General features: G+C 73.3%; 21 protein-coding genes and 1 pseudogene. 12 read left to right on the top strand and 10 right to left on the bottom strand.

Features of this window, described 5'->3' with window-relative positions; genetic code table 11:
- Positions 1-219: 219 nt before the first annotated feature.
- Positions 220-474, bottom strand: a complete 255-nt coding sequence (locus C8D89_RS25685) for a type B 50S ribosomal protein L31 (RefSeq protein WP_116710978.1) — start codon at positions 472-474, stop codon at positions 220-222.
- A 105-nt stretch (positions 475-579) separates the two neighbouring features.
- Here C8D89_RS25685 and rpmG point away from each other — a divergent pair, with 105 nt between their 5' ends.
- The 9 genes and pseudogenes from rpmG (at position 580) to C8D89_RS25645 (ending at position 5,553) form a co-directional block, all read left to right on the top strand.
- Positions 580-744, top strand: coding sequence for a 50S ribosomal protein L33 (gene rpmG, locus C8D89_RS25680; protein WP_116710977.1), 165 nt, complete (start codon positions 580-582; stop codon positions 742-744).
- Positions 744-986 (top strand): annotated as a pseudogene (rpsR, locus tag C8D89_RS29575) (30S ribosomal protein S18); the annotation flags it as partial. The gene rpmG and the pseudogene rpsR, both read left to right, overlap by 1 nt.
- Before the next feature lie 21 nt (positions 987-1,007).
- Positions 1,008-1,244, top strand: coding sequence for a 50S ribosomal protein L28 (gene rpmB, locus C8D89_RS29570; protein WP_165825945.1), 237 nt, complete (start codon positions 1,008-1,010; stop codon positions 1,242-1,244).
- Entirely contained in the window at positions 1,202-1,390 is a 189-nt protein-coding gene (locus tag C8D89_RS25670; protein ID WP_116710990.1) for an uS14 family ribosomal protein, read from the top strand. Before rpmB ends, C8D89_RS25670 begins: the two co-directional genes overlap by 43 nt.
- A 77-nt stretch (positions 1,391-1,467) precedes the next feature.
- Entirely contained in the window at positions 1,468-1,899 is a 432-nt protein-coding gene (locus C8D89_RS25665) for a Fur family transcriptional regulator (protein WP_207787432.1), read from the top strand.
- A gap of 143 nt (positions 1,900-2,042) precedes the next feature.
- Entirely contained in the window at positions 2,043-2,687 is a 645-nt protein-coding gene (locus C8D89_RS25660) for an SAM-dependent methyltransferase (protein WP_116710975.1), read from the top strand.
- 104 nt (positions 2,688-2,791) lie between these two features.
- Positions 2,792-3,787 (top strand): metal ABC transporter solute-binding protein, Zn/Mn family, encoded by a 996-nt coding sequence (locus C8D89_RS25655; RefSeq protein ID WP_116710974.1) that lies wholly within the window; start codon positions 2,792-2,794, stop codon positions 3,785-3,787.
- A complete protein-coding gene (locus tag C8D89_RS25650) occupies positions 3,784-4,662 on the top strand; it encodes a metal ABC transporter ATP-binding protein (protein WP_116710973.1) in 879 nt (292 codons plus the stop codon). The genes C8D89_RS25655 and C8D89_RS25650 overlap by 4 nt, the downstream gene beginning before the upstream one ends.
- A 21-nt stretch (positions 4,663-4,683) precedes the next feature.
- Positions 4,684-5,553 carry a metal ABC transporter permease gene (locus tag C8D89_RS25645; protein WP_207787431.1) on the top strand — a complete coding sequence of 290 codons (870 nt, stop codon included), beginning with the start codon at positions 4,684-4,686 and terminating at the stop codon, positions 5,551-5,553.
- Between the two features lie 54 nt (positions 5,554-5,607).
- Here C8D89_RS25645 and C8D89_RS25640 read toward each other — a convergent pair whose 3' ends face one another.
- From C8D89_RS25640 to C8D89_RS25615, 6 genes are read right to left on the bottom strand one after another with little or no spacing between them, the layout of a single operon-like run.
- Positions 5,608-6,459, bottom strand: coding sequence for an HAD-IIA family hydrolase (locus C8D89_RS25640; protein WP_116710972.1), 852 nt, complete (start codon positions 6,457-6,459; stop codon positions 5,608-5,610).
- Positions 6,452-7,933: a biotin carboxyl carrier protein gene (locus C8D89_RS25635; protein WP_116710971.1), complete on the bottom strand. Its 1,482-nt coding sequence runs from the start codon at positions 7,931-7,933 to the stop codon at positions 6,452-6,454. Before C8D89_RS25635 ends, C8D89_RS25640 begins: the two co-directional genes overlap by 8 nt.
- The gene (locus C8D89_RS25630) at positions 7,933-9,300 is read right to left on the bottom strand and encodes an acetyl-CoA carboxylase biotin carboxylase subunit (protein WP_116710970.1); all 1,368 of its coding nucleotides are present in this window, start codon (positions 9,298-9,300) and stop codon (positions 7,933-7,935) included. Before C8D89_RS25630 ends, C8D89_RS25635 begins: the two co-directional genes overlap by 1 nt.
- Complete coding sequence (locus tag C8D89_RS30565; protein WP_116710969.1) at positions 9,297-9,806, bottom strand: acetyl-CoA carboxylase biotin carboxyl carrier protein; 510 nt, start codon at positions 9,804-9,806, stop codon at positions 9,297-9,299. The genes C8D89_RS25630 and C8D89_RS30565 overlap by 4 nt, the downstream gene beginning before the upstream one ends.
- Positions 9,807-9,810: 4 nt before the next feature.
- Positions 9,811-10,908, bottom strand: coding sequence for a PEP/pyruvate-binding domain-containing protein (locus C8D89_RS25620; protein ID WP_116710968.1), 1,098 nt, complete (start codon positions 10,906-10,908; stop codon positions 9,811-9,813).
- Positions 10,905-12,725 carry a PEP-utilizing enzyme gene (locus tag C8D89_RS25615; RefSeq protein ID WP_116710967.1) on the bottom strand — a complete coding sequence of 607 codons (1,821 nt, stop codon included), beginning with the start codon at positions 12,723-12,725 and terminating at the stop codon, positions 10,905-10,907. The genes C8D89_RS25620 and C8D89_RS25615 overlap by 4 nt, the downstream gene beginning before the upstream one ends.
- A gap of 144 nt (positions 12,726-12,869) precedes the next feature.
- Here C8D89_RS25615 and C8D89_RS25610 point away from each other — a divergent pair, with 144 nt between their 5' ends.
- A complete protein-coding gene (locus tag C8D89_RS25610; protein ID WP_116710966.1) occupies positions 12,870-13,694 on the top strand; it encodes an IclR family transcriptional regulator in 825 nt (274 codons plus the stop codon).
- A gap of 98 nt (positions 13,695-13,792) precedes the next feature.
- Complete coding sequence (locus tag C8D89_RS25605; RefSeq protein WP_116710965.1) at positions 13,793-14,815, top strand: sodium:calcium antiporter; 1,023 nt, start codon at positions 13,793-13,795, stop codon at positions 14,813-14,815.
- On the opposite strand, the gene C8D89_RS25600 is transcribed toward C8D89_RS25605, so the two are convergent.
- Positions 14,763-15,779 (bottom strand): NADP-dependent oxidoreductase, encoded by a 1,017-nt coding sequence (locus C8D89_RS25600; RefSeq protein ID WP_116710964.1) that lies wholly within the window; start codon positions 15,777-15,779, stop codon positions 14,763-14,765. The genes C8D89_RS25605 and C8D89_RS25600 overlap by 53 nt on opposite strands.
- A 95-nt stretch (positions 15,780-15,874) precedes the next feature.
- Between C8D89_RS25600 and C8D89_RS25595 the strand changes: the two genes are divergently transcribed.
- A complete protein-coding gene (locus tag C8D89_RS25595) occupies positions 15,875-16,399 on the top strand; it encodes a MarR family winged helix-turn-helix transcriptional regulator (RefSeq protein WP_116710963.1) in 525 nt (174 codons plus the stop codon).
- A gap of 26 nt (positions 16,400-16,425) precedes the next feature.
- Here C8D89_RS25595 and C8D89_RS25590 read toward each other — a convergent pair whose 3' ends face one another.
- Complete coding sequence (locus C8D89_RS25590; protein ID WP_133252071.1) at positions 16,426-17,808, bottom strand: M23 family metallopeptidase; 1,383 nt, start codon at positions 17,806-17,808, stop codon at positions 16,426-16,428.
- A complete protein-coding gene (locus C8D89_RS25585) occupies positions 17,798-18,286 on the bottom strand; it encodes a nitroreductase/quinone reductase family protein (RefSeq protein WP_207787430.1) in 489 nt (162 codons plus the stop codon). The genes C8D89_RS25590 and C8D89_RS25585 overlap by 11 nt, the downstream gene beginning before the upstream one ends.
- Positions 18,287-18,461 lie beyond the last annotated feature (175 nt).

Genomic DNA, 18,461 nt, shown 5'->3' with positions numbered 1-18,461 from the left:
CAGCGGCCAAATCATTCCGTGAGTCACGCCAGGGTCACCGACGCCGAGCCTGGTGGTCCTCCCTGCCGGAGCACCGCAGCGACACTCACAGATCATCCGGGCCCGGCGCGGCCACCTCCACGAGGTGCCGGTCCGCCGGTGCCAGACGTTCGCCCAACGGGCCGTAGTCGACCATCCCCCACAGGTCGTCGGTGGCGGCCATCGCGTCCTCGAGACCCGTCAGCCGCGGGAGCGCGCGCCGTAGCGCCGCTGGAACTTCTCGACCTGACCGCCCCGCTCCACGGGTCGCGCGGTACCGGTCCACAGGGGGTGCGAGTACGACGAGGTCTCGACGTCGATGACGGGATAGTGCCGACCGTCCGGCCACTCGATCGTCCGGTCCGAAGTCACCGTCGACCGCGTGCGGAACGCGTCGCCGGTACTGGAGTCGCGGAAGACGACGGGGCGGTAGTCGGGGTGCACGCCGCTCTTCACGAGAGGCCTCCAAGTCGATCGTCGTCGAGCCGGACCGGGTCCTCGCCCGAGCCGCATGTCGGTTACGATAACCGTTGTCATCTTAGCCGACCATGGGAGGGCGCGATGGCGCGCAACGACATCCGGCCGATCATCAAGCTGCGCTCGACAGCAGGGACGGGCACGACCTACGTGACCCGCAAGAACCGCCGCAACGACCCGAATCGGCTGGTCCTGCGCAAGTACGACCCCCGCTTGCGGCGTCACGTCGAGTTCCGCGAGGAGCGCTGATGCCCGGCCCTCCGCGCGTGGGCTCCGCCCGCAAGAAGAAGGCCAACCCGCTCCTGGCGCGCGGCATCGAGATCGTGGAGTGGACCGACGTGTCGCTGCTGCGCACCTTCATCTCGGACCGCGGGAAGATCCGTTCCCGGCGCGTCACCGGCCTCACCGGGCAGCAGCAGCGCCAGGTCGCCGCGGCGATCAAGACCGCCCGGGAGATGGCACTGGTGCCCTACACCTCCAGCCCGAAGCAGCCCCCACAGGAGGAGCCGAGGATGTCTCGACGCTGCCAGCTCACCGGCCGCGAGCCCGGGTTCGGCAAGAACGTCTCGCACTCGCACGTCCGCACGAACCGCCGGTTCGACCCGAACATCCAGGACAAGCGCTACTGGCTGCCCGGCGAGGGTCGCTACGTGCGGCTGACGCTGTCGACCAAGGCGATCAAGACCGTCGACCGGGACGGCATCGAATCCGTCGTCGCGCGGCTGCGGGCCGCCGGAGAGAAGGTCTGAGAGGCATCGAGCTGCAGCGTCAGCCGCGCGACGCGAGCGCCACCCGCGTCCGCAACCGCGACGCCGTCGACGGGCGCCCGCGCGGGCACCTGCGGGCCTTCGGCCTCTCGCGTGTCCGGCTCCGGGAGAAGGGTCGCCAGGGGTGACCGCGCGCGTGCGGCGCCGCCCGCGACCGCAGGGCGACCAGCCTCGGGAGCAGGCCGGGTTCGCTACCGTGAGACCCGTGACGTCGCCACGGATCGACCGGTCAGGGCGAGGCCCCATCCGCTCCACCCGGCAGCACTCCGCGGTCCGCGCGGCGCTCGGGCGCAACGACGGCTTCGTCAGCGCACAGGAGCTCCACCTCCAGCTGCGCCAGGCCGGCGACCCGATCGGCCTCACCACGGTCTACCGGCAGCTCCACCTGCTCGCCGACCAGGGCGAGGCGGACGTCGTGGCGTCCGAGGACGGCTCGCTGTACCGCATGTGCCGGGCCGACGAGCACCACCACCACCTCATCTGCCGGTCGTGCGGCCGCACCGAGGAGATCGCCGGCACCGACATCGAGCGCTGGACCCGCGAGGTCGGCGAGGCGCACGGCTTCTCCGACCTCGACCACACCGTCGAGGTGTTCGGCACCTGTCGGGAGTGCGCCGCCGCCGACACCTCGGCCTGACCGTCGCACTCCCCCGGCTCGCCGGGACGGCCCCCGGCCCGACACATGCACGGTTGCCGACACGGCACGAGGACGTGCCCTCGTCGCCCGTGGGGGCGATCGTGACCCCGACCAGGCAGGCAGCCACACCGGGGAGAGACGCGATGACGGACACCGAGCACGAGCCGACCGACGCCGCACGGTTCTGGGACGACCTCTACACCCGCCGCGAGATCCCCTGGGGTGCGCGGGTCAACCCGGTGCTGGCCGAGGTGGCCGAACCGTTGGAGCCCGGAACCGCTCTCGACCTCGGCACCGGCGCCGGCGGCGACGCCGTGTGGCTGGCCCGGCGCGGATGGCGCGTCACCGCCGTCGACATCGCCGCCGCGGCCGTCGCGGGGGTGCGCGAGCACGCCGCGGCGGCCGGGCTCGCCGAGCAGATCACCGCCGAGCGGCACGACCTGCCCCGGACGTTCCCCGCCGGAACGTTCGACCTGGTCTCCGCGCAGTACTTCCACTCGGTCTTCGACTTCGCCCGCGCCGACGTGCTGCGCACCGCCGCCCGCGCCCTGCGCCCGGCGGGCCTGCTGCTGGTCGTCGACCACGGCTCGATCGCCCCCTGGTCGTGGAACCAGGATCCCGACACCCACTTCCCCACCCCGCAGGAGGTCGCCGCCGAGCTGGACCTCCCGTCACCGGAGTGGTCGGTCCTCCGTGCCGACATACCCCGCCGAGTGGCCACCGGCCCGCGCGGCGAGATCGCGACCGTCACCGACAACGTCCTCATCCTGCAGCGGGCGACCGATTGACGGGCGGCTTCCCGGCTGCATGTGACCGGTCACCCCGCACTGGGCCACGCGCCGTGTAGTGGGAACGGTTACCATCACCGCCAAAGGTGACGAGGAGGAATTCGATGTCGATCCCCAGCGCCGTTCGCGGCGCCGGTCGAGGCGTGCCGCGGGCCCGCCGGACGTGGCTGACGGCGTTGGTGGCCCTGTCCCTGGGGCTGGTGGCCGCGTGCGGGTCCGGCGGGCAGCAGCCGCCGCCCCCGAGCGCGGCCGCGCCGGCCCCGGCCCCCTCGGGCGACGCCGCACCGCCGGCGCGCACCCTGAACGTGGTGGCCTCGACGAACGTATGGGGCGACATCGCCTCGCGGATCGCGGGACAGACCGCACAGGTCCGCTCGATCATCACCGACCCGAACACCGACCCGCACTCCTACGAGGCCACCCCGGCGGACGCTGCGGCGATCGGTCAGGCCGACCTCATCGTCTACAACGGCGGGCACTACGACGAGTGGGTCGAGCGCGCCCTCGACGCCACGCCCGGCGCGCGGGAGAAGGCCATCGAGGCCTTTGCGCTGCGCCCGGACCAGGCCGAGGAGAACGAGCACGTGTGGTTCGACCCGGCGACGGTGAACGCCTTCGCGCGGCAGGTGGCCGACCGGCTCGGCCAGGTCGACCCCGGCCAGGCCCAGGGTCTGACGCAGCGGGCGAACGAGTTCACGGGTCAGGTCGACCAGATCAACCAGCAGCTCGCCGCCATCGGCCAGGCCCGGCCGGGTCTGCGGGGGCTGTCGAGCGAGCCGGTGCCGTTCTACCTCGAGCGCGCGGCCGGCATCACCGATGTGACGCCGCCCGAGTTCGCGGAGGCCATCGAGGAGGAGACCGACCCGCCGGCCGCCGCCGTGGCGGAGACCAACCAGCTCCTCACCTCCCGCGCGGTGGACGTGCTGTTCTTCAACCCGCAGACCGAGTCACCGGTCACCGTGAACCTGCGGACGCTGGCCAACCAGGCCACCATTCCCGTCGTGGAAGTCGGGGAGACGCTGCCCGCCGGCCGCGACTACGTGGGCTGGCTCACCGACCTGCGCTCGCGCATCGCCTCCGCAGTGGGCGCGCCGCAGTGACCGGTGCACCCACCGGACACGCGACGGCCGGCGCCGCCCCCGCGGCGCCGGCCGTCGCGTTGCGCGGCGCCGCGGTCGAGCGGGGAACCCGTCGGCTCTGGAGCGACCTCGACCTCGACGTCCCGGCCGGCGAGTTCATCGCGATCCTCGGGCCCAACGGCTCCGGCAAGACGACGCTGCTCCAGGTCCTGCTCGGCCTGCTGCCCCTCGCAGCGGGCGAGGCCCAGGTCGGGGGCCGGCGCCCGCAGCAGGGCTCGAACAGGGTGGGCTACGTTCCGCAGCAGAAGGCGCTGGACCCGAACGTCCCGCTGCGCGGCCGCGACTTCGTGGGCCTCGGGCTCGACGGCCACCGGTTCGGCCCCGTGCTCGGCCGGCGACGCCGGGAACGTCGCGCGCGCATCGACGACGCCCTGCACCAGGTCGGCGCGGACGCGTGGGCCGACGCGCCGGTCGGGCGCCTCTCGGGCGGCGAGCAGCAGCGCCTGCGCGTCGCCCAGGCGTTGGTCGGCGACCCGGACCTCCTCCTGTGCGACGAGCCGCTGCTGTCCCTGGACCTCGCCCACCAGGGCGTCGTCGTCGACCTGCTGGACCGTCGCCGCCGCGACCACGGCACGGCCGTGCTGTTCGTGACCCACGAGATCAACCCGGTCCTGCCGGTGGTCGACCGCGTCCTCTACCTGGTCGACGGCCGGTTCCGCATCGGCACCCCCGACGAGGTCATGACCTCGGAGACGCTCTCGGAGCTCTACCAGGCCCCGGTCGACGTCGTCCGCGTACGCGACCGCATCCTCGTCGTCGGGCACGAGGACTCCGTGGTGCACCACACCGGCGCGGCCGACGACGTCCTGATGCCGGCGCCGACGCACGCGTCCTGATCCGCCCGGAGGCACCGCATCGTGGACGACGTCCTCGACCTGTCCCAGACCGCGTTCCTGCTCGAGCAGCCCTTCGTCCAGACGGCCCTGGCGGCCGGCGCCGTGCTCGCCCTGCTCGCCGGACTCCTCGGTCCGCTGGTCGTCGGACGGGGCATGGCCTTCGCCGTGCACGGGGTCAGCGAGCTGTCCTTCGCCGGCGCGGCGGCAGCCCTCCTCGTCGCCGGCACGGCGTTCGTGGGGGTCGGGGCGCTCATCGGCGGCGTGGTGGTCGCGGTCGTCTTCGCCACCATGTCGGCGAAGCGTCGCGAGAACGACACCGTGATCGGCGTGGTGCTGGCCTTCGGGCTGGGCCTCGGCGTGCTGTTCCAGTCCCTGTACACAGGGCGGACGTCGAACAAGTTCAGCCTGCTGGTGGGCCAGATCGTCGGCGTCGACAGCGAACAGGTCGCCGTGCTGGCGATCGTCGGCGTGGTGGTGGCCGCGGCCCTGGTCGCCCTCTACCGCCCGCTGCTGTTCGCGAGCCTCGACCCGGAGATGGCGACGGCCCGCGGCGTGCCCACCCGCACCCTCGCCATCGCCTTCGCCCTCATGCTGGGCACCACCACGGGTCTGGGGATCCAGATCGTGGGAGCCCTCCTCGTCCTCGCGCTGCTCGTCACACCGGCGGCCGCGGCGACGGCGGTCACCGCGAACCCCGTCGCGGCGACCGTGCTCTCGGTGGTGTTCGCCGAGGTCGCCGTGCTCGGCGGGATCGTCCTGTCGCTCTCCCCGGGCCTGCCCATCAGCCCCTACATCACGACGATCGGGTTCGTGATCTACCTCGTCTGCCGGGGGGTCGGTGCGCTGCGCCTGCGCCGCACGGGCCGGCGGTCCCTCACCGTCCCCGCCTGACACGAGCCGGCGGCGTCCGACCGCCGCCGCAGACCGCGTATCCCGCTCGGTGCGTCATCCACCGGACAGGAGTTCGGCCAGGATCCCGACGTCGGCGAGATCCAGGTGCGGGCGGACGTCCTCGGGCACGTGGACGAACGACTCCGCGTCGCCGATCCCGGTGTGGACCGCGACGGCCAGCGCACGACCCTTGTGCGCCATGGGCACCTCCAGACCGGGGTCGTCACCGACGACCGCCAGCTCGGCGGCGGGGACGCCGAGGTGCCGCGCCGAGGTCCGCAGCGCCTGCAGCGCCGGCTTCCCGACGACGGTGACGCGCGCGCGGGTGACGTCGCGGAGCACGGCGCTGATGGCGCGCGACGACCCCAGCGTGCGTCCCTCCGCGGTGGCGAAGAAGGGCGACTGGGAGGCGCTGTAGACCTTCGCCCCCTCGAGCACCGCGAAGCACGCGGCCTCCAGCGCCTCGAAGGTGAGCTCCTCCCGGTACCAGCCGGCGAAGACCGCGTCCGCGGTCGTTCCGCGCAGGGGCGGGAGCGCTTCGATGCCCGCGGCCTCGAGCGGTTCGGTGACGCCCTTGCCACCGAGGACCATGACCCGTCGGTGCCCCCGACGCCGGAAGACCTCGACAGCGGCGCTGGCCGGGGTGAGTGCGGCGTCGTCGGGCACCGGGAGACCGGCGTCCTGCAGGGCGTGGGCGCACTCCTCCGGGGTCTTCACCGTGCCGTTGGTGAACACGCAGAACGGCGTGCCCCGGTCGATCAGGGCCCGGACGAGCTCGACCGCGCCGGGCAGGGCCCGGATCCCCCGGTTGTTGCGGTCACCGAGGACCAGGGTCCCGTCCATGTCGAGCACGAACCCGCGCGCCGCGTGCAGCCGGTCGAGGACGGCGCCGTCGGGTTCAGCCATGGCCGGCCTCCTCCGCGCGGCGGTGGACGGACAGGCGCAGGTCGGCCTTGGTGATCGACAGGTCGTGGACGGACGGGCGGTCGCCCAGTTCGCGGAGGAGGCCGAGCACCGGGGCCAGATCAGGGTTGTAGTGCTGCGCCGCCGGACCGGTGGCGACCATGGCGTCGACCTGTTCCGCGGGCATGTGGGCCCGCAGCAGCAGCTCCTCGTCGCTCATCGCGGCGCCGAACTGCCGGCGCAGCTCTTCCGGCGACGGCGGCGGCGGCTCGGCCTGCAGTTCGCGGGCCCGCGGGCGACCGAGGATCCGGTCGAGGACGTCGGGCTCGATGGGCGTGGTGGGCCGTCCGAAGCTGCCGAGCGCGTACCGGATGACCTGGTCCGGCACGTTCCCGTACCGCTCGCCCATGAGGTTGAAGAGAGCCTGCGAGACCACCATCTGCGGGAAGGGGGTGACCATGATCGGGTGACCGAGTTCCGCGCGGACGCGCCCGACCTCGTCGATCAGGCTCGCGAAGCGGTCCTCCATCCCGATCTCGCGCAGCTGTCGGCGGGTCGTGGTCATCACGCCGCCGGCGATCTGGTGGTGCAGGAAGGCGGCGTCGAAGTCCTGGGGCCGTCCCGCGGGGAGCTCCTCGGCGACCGTCAACCGGTCGAAGAAGCCGCAGGCCAGGCCGAGGGCGCGGTCGTCGATGTCGATCCGGTGGCCCATCTCCCGCAGGTTGGTCACGGTGCGGCGTGCCTCCGGCAGTGAGGAGCCGTTGCCCGCCGCACCACAGCCGGTCTGGACGACCTCGACGCCCAGCTCGGGTGCGATCGAGTAGGTCTGCGGCGAGAGGCCGATGGTGGCGTGGGAGTGCAGCTCGAGCGCGGTCCCGCCGAGCTCCGCCGTGACCGCCGGCAGGAGGGTGCGGGCCCGTTCGGCGGTGAGGATCCCGGCGGGATCCTTGACGTAGACGCGGTCGATGTCGGGGCAGTCGCGCATCTGGCGGGCGACGTCGGCGTAGAACGCGTCGTCGTGCACGGCGCTGATCGTGAAGGTCAGCGCGCCGACCACCTCGTCGATGCCGGCCTTCTTGAGGCGCCGGGCCGTGGCCCGGGCGGCGTCCATGTCGTGCATGGGGTCGAGGACGACGACCCGGTCGATGCCGTTGGCGACGAGCCTGTCGTAGACCAGCTGCATGGTGTCGGGGTGGGAGTTCTGCCAGCTGATGAAGCGGAAGCCGGTGCCGATGAACTGGAGCTTCGTTCCCGGCATGAGCGCGCGGGTGCGGCGGAACAGCTCCCACGGGTCCTCACGGTGGGTGCGCACCAGCATCCCCATCGCGGTGCTGGAGCTGTAGTCCAGCGCCCGGAAGCCGACCCTCTCGAGGAGCGGCGCCACCTGCAGCACGTGGGCGCTGCGCAGACCGGCAGCGCCCCACAGACTCTGGTTGCCGTCGCGCAACGAGACGTCGACGAGTCCGACGTCGGCCATCAGGACACCTCCGCCGGTGCGCGTCGACGACCCTGCAGGAACCGGTCGAAGAAGGCGGTGTCCACCCCGCCGGCGGTGAACAGGGGATCGTCGAGCAGCGCCCGGTGCAGCGGCGCGGTCGTCGTGACCCCCTCGATGCGCAGCAGGTCCAGCGCCGCACGGGCCCGGGCCAGCGCGTCGGCGCGGTCGACGCCGTGCACGATCAGCTTGGCCAGCAGCGAGTCGTAGTGCGGCGGTACGACGGAGCCGGCCTGGACTCCGGCGTCGACGCGGATGCCGTCACCGATGGGCAGGAGGACGCGGTCGATGCGACCGGGCGAGGGACGGAAGTCCTGCGCCCAGTCCTCGGCGTTGATCCGGCACTCCACCGCGTGACCGGTCAGGACGACGTCGTCCTGCCGCAGACGGAGCGGCAGGCCCTCGGCCACGGCGAGCTGCTCGGCGACCAGGTCCAGCCCGGTGATCATCTCGGTGACCGGGTGCTCGACCTGGATGCGGGCGTTCATCTCCAGGAAGTAGAAGGTCTGTCGTTCCTGGTCGTAGAGCAGCTCGACCGTGCCCAGGCCGCGGTAGCCGAGGTGGACCGCCAGGGCGCGCGCCGCGCTGGCCATCGCCGCGTGGACCTCCTCGGAGAGCCGCGGCGCCGGGGCCTCCTCGACCAGCTTCTGGTAGCGACGCTGCACCGAGCAGTCGCGGTCGCCCAGGGCGATCGCGGACACGCCGTCGCCGAGCACCTGCACCTCGACGTGGCGGCCGGAGGCGACGTAGCGCTCGAGGTAGACACGGGGATCACCGAAGGCCGCGGCCGCCTCGGAGATCGCGACGTCGAGGGTGCTCGGGAGCTCCTCGGCGGACCCGACGAGCTTCATCCCGCGCCCGCCGCCCCCACCGACGGCCTTGACGAGCAGTGGGTAGCCGACCTCGGCGGCCACCGCCTGCGCGGCCGCCACGTCGACGGCCTCGCCGCCGGGGACGACCCGCAGTCCGGCGGCGAGGGCGTGCGACCGCGCGGTCAGCTTGTCGCCGACCGCGTGCAACGACTCGACGGTCGGCCCGACGAAGAGGAGCCCCGCGTCCGTACAGGCCTCCGCGAGAGCGGGGTTCTCCGAGAGGAAGCCGTAACCGGGGTGCACCGCGTCCGCGCCGACCGCCAGCGCCGCACGGACCACCGCGGCGGGGTCGAGGTAGGACTCGGCGGCCGGTGCCGGACCGAGGCGGACCACGCGGTCGGCCATCCGGGCCGGCAGGGAGTCGAGGTCGACCTCGGAGGCCGCGAGCACCGACTCGATGCCGAGGCGGGTGCAGGTCCGGATCACGCGCGCGGCGATCTCGCCCCGGTTGGCGACGAGCAGGCGGCGGATCCTCATCGCTCCACCTGTTGCGCTGCGGCCCCACCGTTCGTGCCCGGCGCGGGCTCCACCAGCAGGAGCACGGCGTCGGTGTCGGCGAACTCGCCGTTGCCCGTCCGGAACTCGATCACCCTGCCGCGGACGCCGGCGTGCACCGGCGTCATCATCTTCATGGTCTCGACGATCCCGATGACGGTCTGGTCGTCGACCTCGTCGCCGACGTCGACGAAGGGGGGCGCGCCCGGCTTCGGCGCGCGGTAGAAGGTCCCCAGCAACGGTGGGTGCACCGCCACCATGCCCTCGGGCACCTCGGCGCCCGGGCTCTCGGGTGCGGCGGTGACCGCGGGCTCGCCGGCGCGCTCGACGGTCGGGTGGCGGAGCACCTGGTGCTCCGCGGTCCAGCCCGCCGCGCCCTCCCGGCGCACCGTCAGGGTGAGGTCCGCCAGCTCGAGGTGCAGTTCGTCCAGGCCGCTGGAGTCGACCGCACGCAGGACGTCGCGGATGTCGTCCGGGGTGAGATCCACGTGCTCAGCCCTCCGCCCGGCGCTTGCCGCCCAGCGCGTGGAACACGTGGTCGAAGGCGCGAGCCGCCGGCGCGGCCACCTTCTGCGGGGACGCCGCGGCGTCCTTCCCCGCCCACACCGTCTCGGGGCGACTCTGCAGCAGGACGATGCTCTCCCCGGCCGGAGCGGTCCGCGACACCGCCCACTCGATGTCCTGCGGGCAGCCGTAGTGCGCCTCGACCCTGCGGGCGATCGCGATCAGCTCGACGATCTCCGCGTCGCTGATCGACGGGACGTCGCGCAGGTTCTCCGGCACCTCGCCCTCCACCACCCCGGCCCCGTGGGGGTCGGGCTGGTGCCAGCGTGACTTGGTCGAGACGGTCCGCCGGGTGATCTCACCGGTGATCTTGCTGGCCACGAAGGAGTCGGGGGTGACGTCGCCACTGACCACGGCGGAGCCGAGGCCCCAGCTCGCGTCGATGGCGACCACCGACCGGTCGCCGGTGAGCGGACTGCGGGTGAACATCACCCCGGAACTGCGCGCACCGACCATCTCCTGGACGACGACGGCCATGGCGAGGTCGGTCTCGGCGATGCCGCGGCGCCGCCGGTAGGTGACCGACTCGACGCTGTAGAGGCTCGCCCAGCACCGGCGCACGTCGCGCAGCACCGCGTCGGCGCCGCGCACCCACAGGTAGGTGTCCTGCAACCCGGCGAAGCTGTCCTCGGCGCCGTCCTCGCTGGTCGCGCTCGAGCGCACGGCCACCGGCAGGTCCTCGGCACCGCGTTCGGCGGCCAGCCGGTGGTAGCCGGCGACGACCGCGTCGGCCACCTCGGGGGGCAGCGGCGCCGACTCGACGATCGAGCGCATCTCACCGCACGCGGCGGTGACCGCGGCGGCGTCCGCCGGGTCCAGGGCCGCCACCCGGGAGCCCAGGTCGAGCGCAGCGACCGCGGAGCGGAAGGCCGCCGTGGTCACCACGAAGCCGTCCGGGACGCGGATCCCGGCTCGCATCAGTTCCCCGAGACTCGCGCCCTTGCCGCCCGCGGCGGGGACGTCGTCGCGGCCGACGTCGGCGAAGCGCAGCACGGGAGGAGGGGCGGCCACGTCGATCCCCGTCATCGGAGGATGGTGACGACGCCGCGGTCGCCGTCGACCCGCAGGCGATCGCCGGTCCGGATCTTGGCGGTCGCCTGGCCGGTGCCCACGACGGCCGGCATGCCGTACTCGCGGGCCACGATCGCCGCGTGCGACATCGAGCCCCCGATGTCGGACACCGCGGCGGCGATCTTGCCGAACACCGGGCCCCAGCTCGGGGCGGTCACCGGGCAGACGAGGACCTCGCCCTCCCGGATCGAACCGATGTCGTTGACGCTCATCAGGACACGGGCGACACCCTCGACCACCCCCGGAGACGCGGCGTACCCGCGGACGGTGTGCTCGTCGAGCTCCTCGCCACCGAGCCAGGTCGTGATGGTCTCGTCGGTGACGCCCCACAGCATCTGTACGGCGGGATCGTTCATCGAGTCGGGCACCGGCCCCAGAGCGGGCGGCGGCGACCAGCGCGACAGGGCCTCGACGATCTCCTTGCGGCGGGCGACGATCGGCTGCCAGTGCCGGGCACCGAGCTCCTTCCCGCCCGACGCCCAGGCCAGCTGCACGTCGGCCAGGGCGTCCTCGACCTCGGGGTGGCGCAGGTGGAAAACGTCGTCGGCCTCGGCGAGCACGCCGCGGTCGGCGAGCAATGCGCCGAAGGCCCGGATCCTCTGGAAGAACCGCGTGGTGAACCAGTGCTCGCAGTAGAACTTGTGGGACTCGATGTAGGGGAACACCTGGCGGCACAGCCCGAGCATCTGGTCGAACGCGGCCTTCTCGTCGTCGGAGCCGAGCAGGGCGCGGTACTCGTCGGCGATCCGCTCCCGCTCCTGCGCCAGCCGATCCGTCGGGCGGGTGAGGTCCTCGCCGGCCCGGACCTGCTCGACGTAGCGCGGCAGTGCGGCGAACGGCACCGTGAGGTCGTCGGCCCACGACAGGTGGTGGTGGTAGAAGCCGTCACCGACCGAGACGTTGAACCACGGGTCCTTGGCCTCCTCGAGTGCCGCCAACCACCGGCGGCCGGCGTCCCCGCGCCCCGCCAGCCCGCTGAGCACCTTGTCCGGCTCGTTGCCCTCGACGAACAGATCGGCGAGGTCGAGCTCGACGGCCAGCGCGGCGAGCTTCTTCAGCTCGTCGTCCGGGCGGTACATCGTGACGTCCATGCCGGCGACCATCCGGGCCACCGTCTGGTCGCCGATCTCGGGGAAGGCCTGGCGACAGAAGTCGAAGAAGACGACGTAGGCCCCGTAGCCGAGCATGAGGAACTCGGTGTGGTGGTGCCACATCTTCGAGTAGAGGTCGATGCAGCGGTGGAAGTTCTCCCGCAGCAGGTGGTTGCTCGCGTACCCGCGTGACTCCATCACCACGGACAGATCGTCGAGCTCCCCGAGCCGCGGCACCTCGACCGCCTCGATCTCGGCGATCAGCGCCTCGATCCGTCCCTGCCACCCGTCGTAGAGCCGGTCCCAGTTCGCGTAGTAGTGGCCGGCGCGTTCCTGGAAGTGGGCGAGTCGCTCCTCGATCTTCCCGGCGTCGGTCACCGGGTTGGCCGTGATGTAGACCCGCCCGTTGAGGATCCGGTACTCGATCCCCAGCGTCGTCGGGAAGCTGAACAACCGCGCCGTGTTCGCCCCGATCGCCGTGTAGGGGATCTCGGAGGTCAGGCCGTCGAAGGCGGGGACCACCTCCGGGAAGTGCATCGAGTTGTAGAACCAGAACCGCTGGTCGTCCTCGGGCTGGAAGCGGGAGAAGTACGGGTACATCTCCTCCCAGCCCTCGGCGCCCGGGACGGCGTCGATCTGGGACGGCAGCGGGAAGGCTCGCTCGCCGGACGGCTGGGACATGGGGCTCCTCTGCTCGTGGGCCAGGCGAGGACGTGGGTCCCGGCGCCTGGGAGCCGCGGCGGCACAGGCGAGACCGTCGTCCAGCTCCCCGGGTGAGGCAACTCACCCCTTCCATCGCACGGAAAGCGTTCCTAGCATCGCGCCGTGCCCCGCGAACGGCGGCCACCGGCGCGCACCGCGCCCGGCCGGTCGGCGACGTCACGTGCCCTCTCCGTCCTCGACGCGTTCGACGGTGGCCACCGCACCCTGACGCTCTCCCACATCGCGCGCCGAGCGGGCCTGCCGGTCGCGACGGCGCACCGCCTGGTCGGTGAGCTGTGTGCGGCGCGTCTCCTGAGCCGGAGGCCCGACAGCCGTTACGAGATCGGGGCGAGGGTCTGGCAGCTCGGCTTGCTCGCCCCGCCCGCGTCGCTGCGCGAAGCGGCGCTCCCCCACCTCCAGGACCTGGTCATCACCACCGGCCGCACCGTCCACCTGGCGGTGCTCGACGGGGACAGGGCACTGGTCGTCGAGCGCCTGGCGAGCTCGCGCACCCAACCCACCCGGCACCGGCCCGGCGGTCACACGGCTCTGCACTGCACCGCGGTCGGCAAGGTGCTGCTCGCCCACAGCCCGCCCGCGGTGCGCGACGAGGCGCTCCGCTCGCCGGCCCGGTACACGCCCTGGACGATCACCGATCCCGGGACGATCCGCCGCCAGTTGGACGCGATCCTCACCTCGGGCTACGCGCAGAGCGCTCAGGAGCACCGACAGGGCGTGTGGTCGGTGGCGATGCCGATCACCGGACCCTCCGGCGTGGTCGCCGCCCTCGGTGTCCTCGCGCCCCTGACCGCCCCACGACTCGCCGACGCACTCTCACCCCTGTCGGCGGCCGCCACCGCGATCAGCGCCTCGGTGGCCGACGTCGACCTCGGGGACGTCACCGAGTCCCCGGTGCCGGTCGACCCGGTGGACGAGCCCGCGCCCTGACGGCGCTCGTCGGCCCCGACCCGGAGGACCGCCGCTGCCACCGGTCGTGCCCGACCCTCGTGGTGTTGATCCGACGGGCGGCCGGGTAGGCGTCCGCGATGTCCGGTTCGCCTTGGCCACTCTGGATCAGCCTCGCCGTCCTCGCGGCCGCGGCGGCCGTCATCGTCGTCGCCGGGGTGCGGTTGACGCGTGTCGCGGACTCCCTGGCCGAGCGCACCGGGCTCGGTGACGCGATCGGCGGCGCGCTGCTGCTCGGCGCGGTCACCTCGCTGCCGGGGATCGTCACCACCGTCACCGGCTCGCTCGGCGGCGACCCCGCGTTCGGGCTGGCCAACCCGATCGGTGGAGTCGCCGTGCAGACGGTGTGGCTGGCCATCGCGGACCTCGTCTACAAGCGGGCCAACCTGGAGCACGCGGCGGCGTCACTGCAGAACCTCCTGCAGGCCGTCATCCTGATGGCACTGCTCGCCGTGCCCGTCATCGCCTACGCCACCCCCGACCTGAGGTGGGGGTGGATCCACCCGGTGACCCTGCTGATCCCCGTGGCCTACGCCTACGGGCTGCACCTGTTGCGCACCATGCAGAAGCAGCCGATGTGGCAGCCGGTCCGGACGTCGGCCACCGAGACGGAGGAGGAGCAAGAGCCGGCCAGCGAGCAGCCGCTCTCCCGTCTCTGGCTGGCCCTCGCGGGGCTCGGGCTCGTGGTCGGCGTGGCCGGGTGGGCCATCGGACGGGGCGGGCTGGGCGTCGTGGCGGCGACGGGCCTGCCGAGCGGGGTGGTCGGCTTCACCCTCACGACCGCGATCACGTCGCTGCCCGAGCTGATCGTGCTCATCACCGCCGTCCGGATGGGAGCCCTGACCCTCGGGGTCGGCAACATCATCGGCGGCAACACCTTCGACACCCTCATGATCGCGGTGGCCGACCTCTTCTACCTCGACGGCCCCGTGTACCGCGACGCCGGCGACCAGAGCCTGGTGCTCCTCGGCGGGACCTCGCTGATGATCGCCGTCCTCGCCGGCGCCCTCGTGGTCCGCGACCGCAAGGGCGTCGGCTTCGAGGGCATGCTCATCCCCGGGATCTACCTCGCCACGGTCGGCCTGGCGTACCTGGCGGGGTGACGGGGCGCCAGGCGGCCGTGGAGAGGACGACGACCTTGCCGCGCAACGTGCCCGCGGCCGCCTCGGCGTGCACCTCGGGCAGCTCCGCCAGCGGTACGCGCCGGTCGACGTCGACCCGCAGCTCGCCGCGGTCCACCATCGCCACCAGCCGCGCCAGCTGCTCGGTGTCGCTGCGGACGAAGACGTCGACGGCACGCACGCCGCGCGCCTCGTCGGCGGGAACGGGCGTGCGGGGCACCGTGTTCACGGCGACGCCGCCGTCGCGGACCAGGTCGACGAGCGCACCGAGCTGCTCCGGGGTGATCGAGGCGAGGTTGAGCAGGACGTCGACCGGCTCCCCGACCGCCGCCGTGACCGCGGTGGTGGTGTGGTCGACGACCTCGTCGGCGCCCCGCGTTCGCAGGCGTTGGCTGCTGCGCGGGCCGGCCGTGGCGATGACGTGGGCCCCGGCGTGCCTCGCGAGCTGTACCGCGTAGCCGCCGACCCCGCCGCCCGCACCGTTGATCAGCACGCGCTGTCCGGCGGTCAGCTTCGCGTCGTCGAACAACGCCTGCCAGGCGGTGAGACCCACCATCGGCAACGCGGCGGCATCGGCGAGCGGGATGCTGCGTGGCGCCGCCGTCAGGACCTCGGCCGGCGCGACGACGTACTCCGCGGCGGCGCCGTCGGGCACGATCGGGAGGAAGCCGACGACGTCGTCCCCGACCCGCAGGCCGTCCGCGCCGTCAGCCACGCCCTCGCCCAGGGCGTCGATCGTCCCGGCGACCTCGACGCCGGGGGTGTGCGGCAGGGAGACGGGAAAGGGGCCCTGCAGGTAGCCGCCGCGGATGCCGTCGTCGACGAGGTTGAACGCCGAGCCCGCGACGCGCACCCGCACCTGCCCGGCACCGGGGACGGGCCGCTCCACGTCCTCGTACCGGAGGACGTCGGGTCCGCCGTACTCGTGGAAACGCACTGCCTTCATCGCGGAGCCTCCTGGAGTCGACCAGTGCTTCGAACTCGAAGCACCGACCACCGACATTAACCCTGCTTCGAATTCGAAGCAAGTAGACTCGTGCGATGCCCGATCCCCCGCACGCCGTCGACCCGGTCCAGCTCGGCGCCTACTTCGCGCTGATCGAGGTGTCCGACCTGCTCCGGCACGCGATCGAGCAGCAGCTGCGCGAGGACGGCGACCTGACCTTCGTGCAGTTCCAGGTCCTGATGCGTCTCAGCCGGTCACCCACGGGCAGCCACCGCATGACCGACCTGGCCGACGCCATCGTCCACAGCCGCAGCGGCCTGACCTACCAGGCCGGGCTGCTCGCGAAGGCGGGCCTGGTCACGCGCAGCCCGTCCCCGCACGACGAGCGCAGCACCACCGTCACCGTCACCGATGCCGGACGCGCGCTCATCGCGCAGGTGCTCCCGGGCCACGAGCAGGTCGTGAGCCAGATGCTCTTCGAGCCGCTCTCGCGCGACGACGCCCGCGCCCTCGCCGGCCTGCTGGAACCGGTGCGCGACCACATGCGCGCCGCGCCGCCCCGCTCCGCCACGCCTCGCCGCCGGCGCGGCCGGTCGAGCAGCTCGCGCGGCGGACCCTGAGGCGACGCCCCCCGGCCCGCGATGGATCACCGCGCCGCTCGGGCCGGAGCCACGACGTCGCCGCGCCGGGGGTCGGCGACGGTGGCGTCGACGAAGAGCATCGGGGAGGTGCGGATGCTCCGGTCCTCGACGTCGAAGGTCGGCCTGTTCTGCACCTGGAGGTGCAGGTGCGGCTCGCCGGAGTTGCCGGAGTCACCGACCCGGCCGATCACCTCGCCGCGCCGCACCTCCTCGCCGACGCGGACCCGGACGCTGCCCTGCTGCAGGTGGCCGTAGAGGACGTGGTGACCACCACCGATGTCGAGGACGAGGTGGTTGCCGGCCATGTCGCGCCGGGTGTACCCGCCGACGGGCAGGTCGGGCAGACCGTCCACGGCCTCGGTGATGCGCCCGTCCGCGACGGCGAGCACCGGCTGCCCGTAGATGACGAAGTCCTCCAGACGGCGACCGTCGCCGCGGAAGGTCCTGCCGTCGACGATCTCGACGAAGTCGACGGCGTCACGCTGGACGGCGAGCGTCCAGTGGTTGTTGACCAGGGCGCTGCGGCCCGCCGAGACGGCCTCCCACCGGCCGGTGTGCGGGAGGCCGATCGCGACCGGATCGCGTGGTGGGCCGACGGTGCCGACGAGCTGCGCGACGAGGACGGCCGTCCCGAGGAGGGCCAGCAGGTTGGTCGTGAGGGAGATGCGGGGACGGGGGAAGGCGACGAGGACCGCGGCCGCGGCCAGGCCCACCCAGAACGCCGCGGCGACGAACGGCGCGGCACCGGGGAGGTAGGAGCGCCAGACGAAGAACGTCCCGGGGAGTCCCGCGACGGCCAGGACCGTGAGGAAGAGCCAGAGGTTCGCGGCCTGGAGACCCCGGGGCCGGCTTCCCAGCCGACGAGGGGGGCACGCGCCCAGACGGACCCGGCGAACGACCATGACGACGGGCAGGACGACGGCGAACACGACCAGGGCGATGGCCGCCTCGCCCGCCTGGTAGGCGCGGGTCCCGGCGACGAGACCGGTGACCCCGAGGATCAGCTCGCGGTGGCCGACCACGGCCGGCGTCGGGAACTCCCGTGTCTGGGCCAGGCGCGGGAGTGCCACGCACACCGCGGCGAGGGTGCCGAGGACGAGGGGAGCGCTCTCGAACGGGACCCGGCCGAGCAGGGCATCGGCTCCGAGGGCGACCGGGACGAACGCCGCGGTCACGAGCACCGCGAGGACGGCGTTGCGCGGGGTCGCGGCGACGCCGCGGTGAGGGTGGCGGGTGTCGGGCTCGACCGTGAGCACCACGAGCAGCCCGAGGACCACCACCACCGCGAAGGCCGGCAGCGCGACCAGGCCGAGAACGGTGGCGGCGAACCACAGCACCGCCAGGCCACCGGCAGCCCACCGCGGCACGGTGGGACGCCTACGTCTCACGGGGACCCTCGTGCTCGGGGACCAGCCGGACGAGCGGGAGCGGACGGTCCGTGCGGCGGGGGTAGCGGGCGTAGTCCGGGGCCGTCTCCAGCACGCGTGGCCACCACGCGGTGGCCTCGTCGCGGGTCATCGGGACGGCGCGGACCGGCACCGTGCGGCCCTCGACCTCGGCGACCGCGGCCGGGTCGTCGAGGAGGTTGAGATACCACGCCGGGTGGGTCGGCATCCCGCTGTTGGCCGCGACGACGACCATGTCGGCCCCGTCGGGGAAGTACTGGACCACCACGGTGCGCGGCAGCCCGGAGCGCCGGCCCCGCGTCGTCAGCACGAGGGCCCGCCGGCGCCACAACCGGACGATCCGACCCCGGGTCCGCCGCAGGAGCCACGCGCCCACGCGGACCGAGTGCCGGTCCACGAGGTTCTCGACGCGGGCCGCGAACCCGAACCGGGACGATGCCTCCTGCGCGCGGCCGCTCATCGGGACCCCCCGTCGGTGCGCCGCCCCTCCGGCGACCTGCACACCGTGGGGGGCGGCGGGCATGTCGGGGCAGGGCGGGACGTCCCGGCGGCCCCGGGCGAACGGCCCGCGCGTCCTGCGGCTCCGGGCTCACGGCGGCGCGGCCCGCAGGGTCAATCGCTCTCGCCCGGTGGAC

The sequence above is a fragment of the Actinomycetospora cinnamomea genome (assembly GCF_003096675.1).
Classification (GTDB): Bacteria; Actinomycetota; Actinomycetes; order Mycobacteriales; family Pseudonocardiaceae; genus Actinomycetospora; species Actinomycetospora cinnamomea.
This window is presented reverse-complemented; position numbering and strand designations above follow the sequence as displayed.

Excerpts from the sequence above, each read along its gene's own strand:
- rpmG (WP_116710977.1), top strand. The coding sequence starts at position 580 with ATGGCGCGCAACGACATCCGGCCGATCATCAAGCTGCGCTCGACAGCA.
- rpmB (WP_165825945.1), top strand. The coding sequence starts at position 1,008 with ATGTCTCGACGCTGCCAGCTCACCGGCCGCGAGCCCGGGTTCGGCAAG.
- C8D89_RS25660 (WP_116710975.1), top strand. The coding sequence starts at position 2,043 with ATGACGGACACCGAGCACGAGCCGACCGACGCCGCACGGTTCTGGGAC.
- C8D89_RS25655 (WP_116710974.1), top strand. The coding sequence starts at position 2,792 with ATGTCGATCCCCAGCGCCGTTCGCGGCGCCGGTCGAGGCGTGCCGCGG.
- C8D89_RS25640 (WP_116710972.1), bottom strand. The coding sequence starts at position 6,459 with ATGGCTGAACCCGACGGCGCCGTCCTCGACCGGCTGCACGCGGCGCGC.
- C8D89_RS25635 (WP_116710971.1), bottom strand. The coding sequence starts at position 7,933 with ATGGCCGACGTCGGACTCGTCGACGTCTCGTTGCGCGACGGCAACCAG.
- C8D89_RS25630 (WP_116710970.1), bottom strand. The coding sequence starts at position 9,300 with ATGAGGATCCGCCGCCTGCTCGTCGCCAACCGGGGCGAGATCGCCGCG.
- C8D89_RS25620 (WP_116710968.1), bottom strand. The coding sequence starts at position 10,908 with ATGACGGGGATCGACGTGGCCGCCCCTCCTCCCGTGCTGCGCTTCGCC.
- C8D89_RS25615 (WP_116710967.1), bottom strand. The coding sequence starts at position 12,725 with ATGTCCCAGCCGTCCGGCGAGCGAGCCTTCCCGCTGCCGTCCCAGATC.
- C8D89_RS25605 (WP_116710965.1), top strand. The coding sequence starts at position 13,793 with ATGTCCGGTTCGCCTTGGCCACTCTGGATCAGCCTCGCCGTCCTCGCG.
- C8D89_RS25600 (WP_116710964.1), bottom strand. The coding sequence starts at position 15,779 with ATGAAGGCAGTGCGTTTCCACGAGTACGGCGGACCCGACGTCCTCCGG.
- C8D89_RS25595 (WP_116710963.1), top strand. The coding sequence starts at position 15,875 with ATGCCCGATCCCCCGCACGCCGTCGACCCGGTCCAGCTCGGCGCCTAC.
- C8D89_RS25585 (WP_207787430.1), bottom strand. The coding sequence starts at position 18,286 with ATGAGCGGCCGCGCGCAGGAGGCATCGTCCCGGTTCGGGTTCGCGGCC.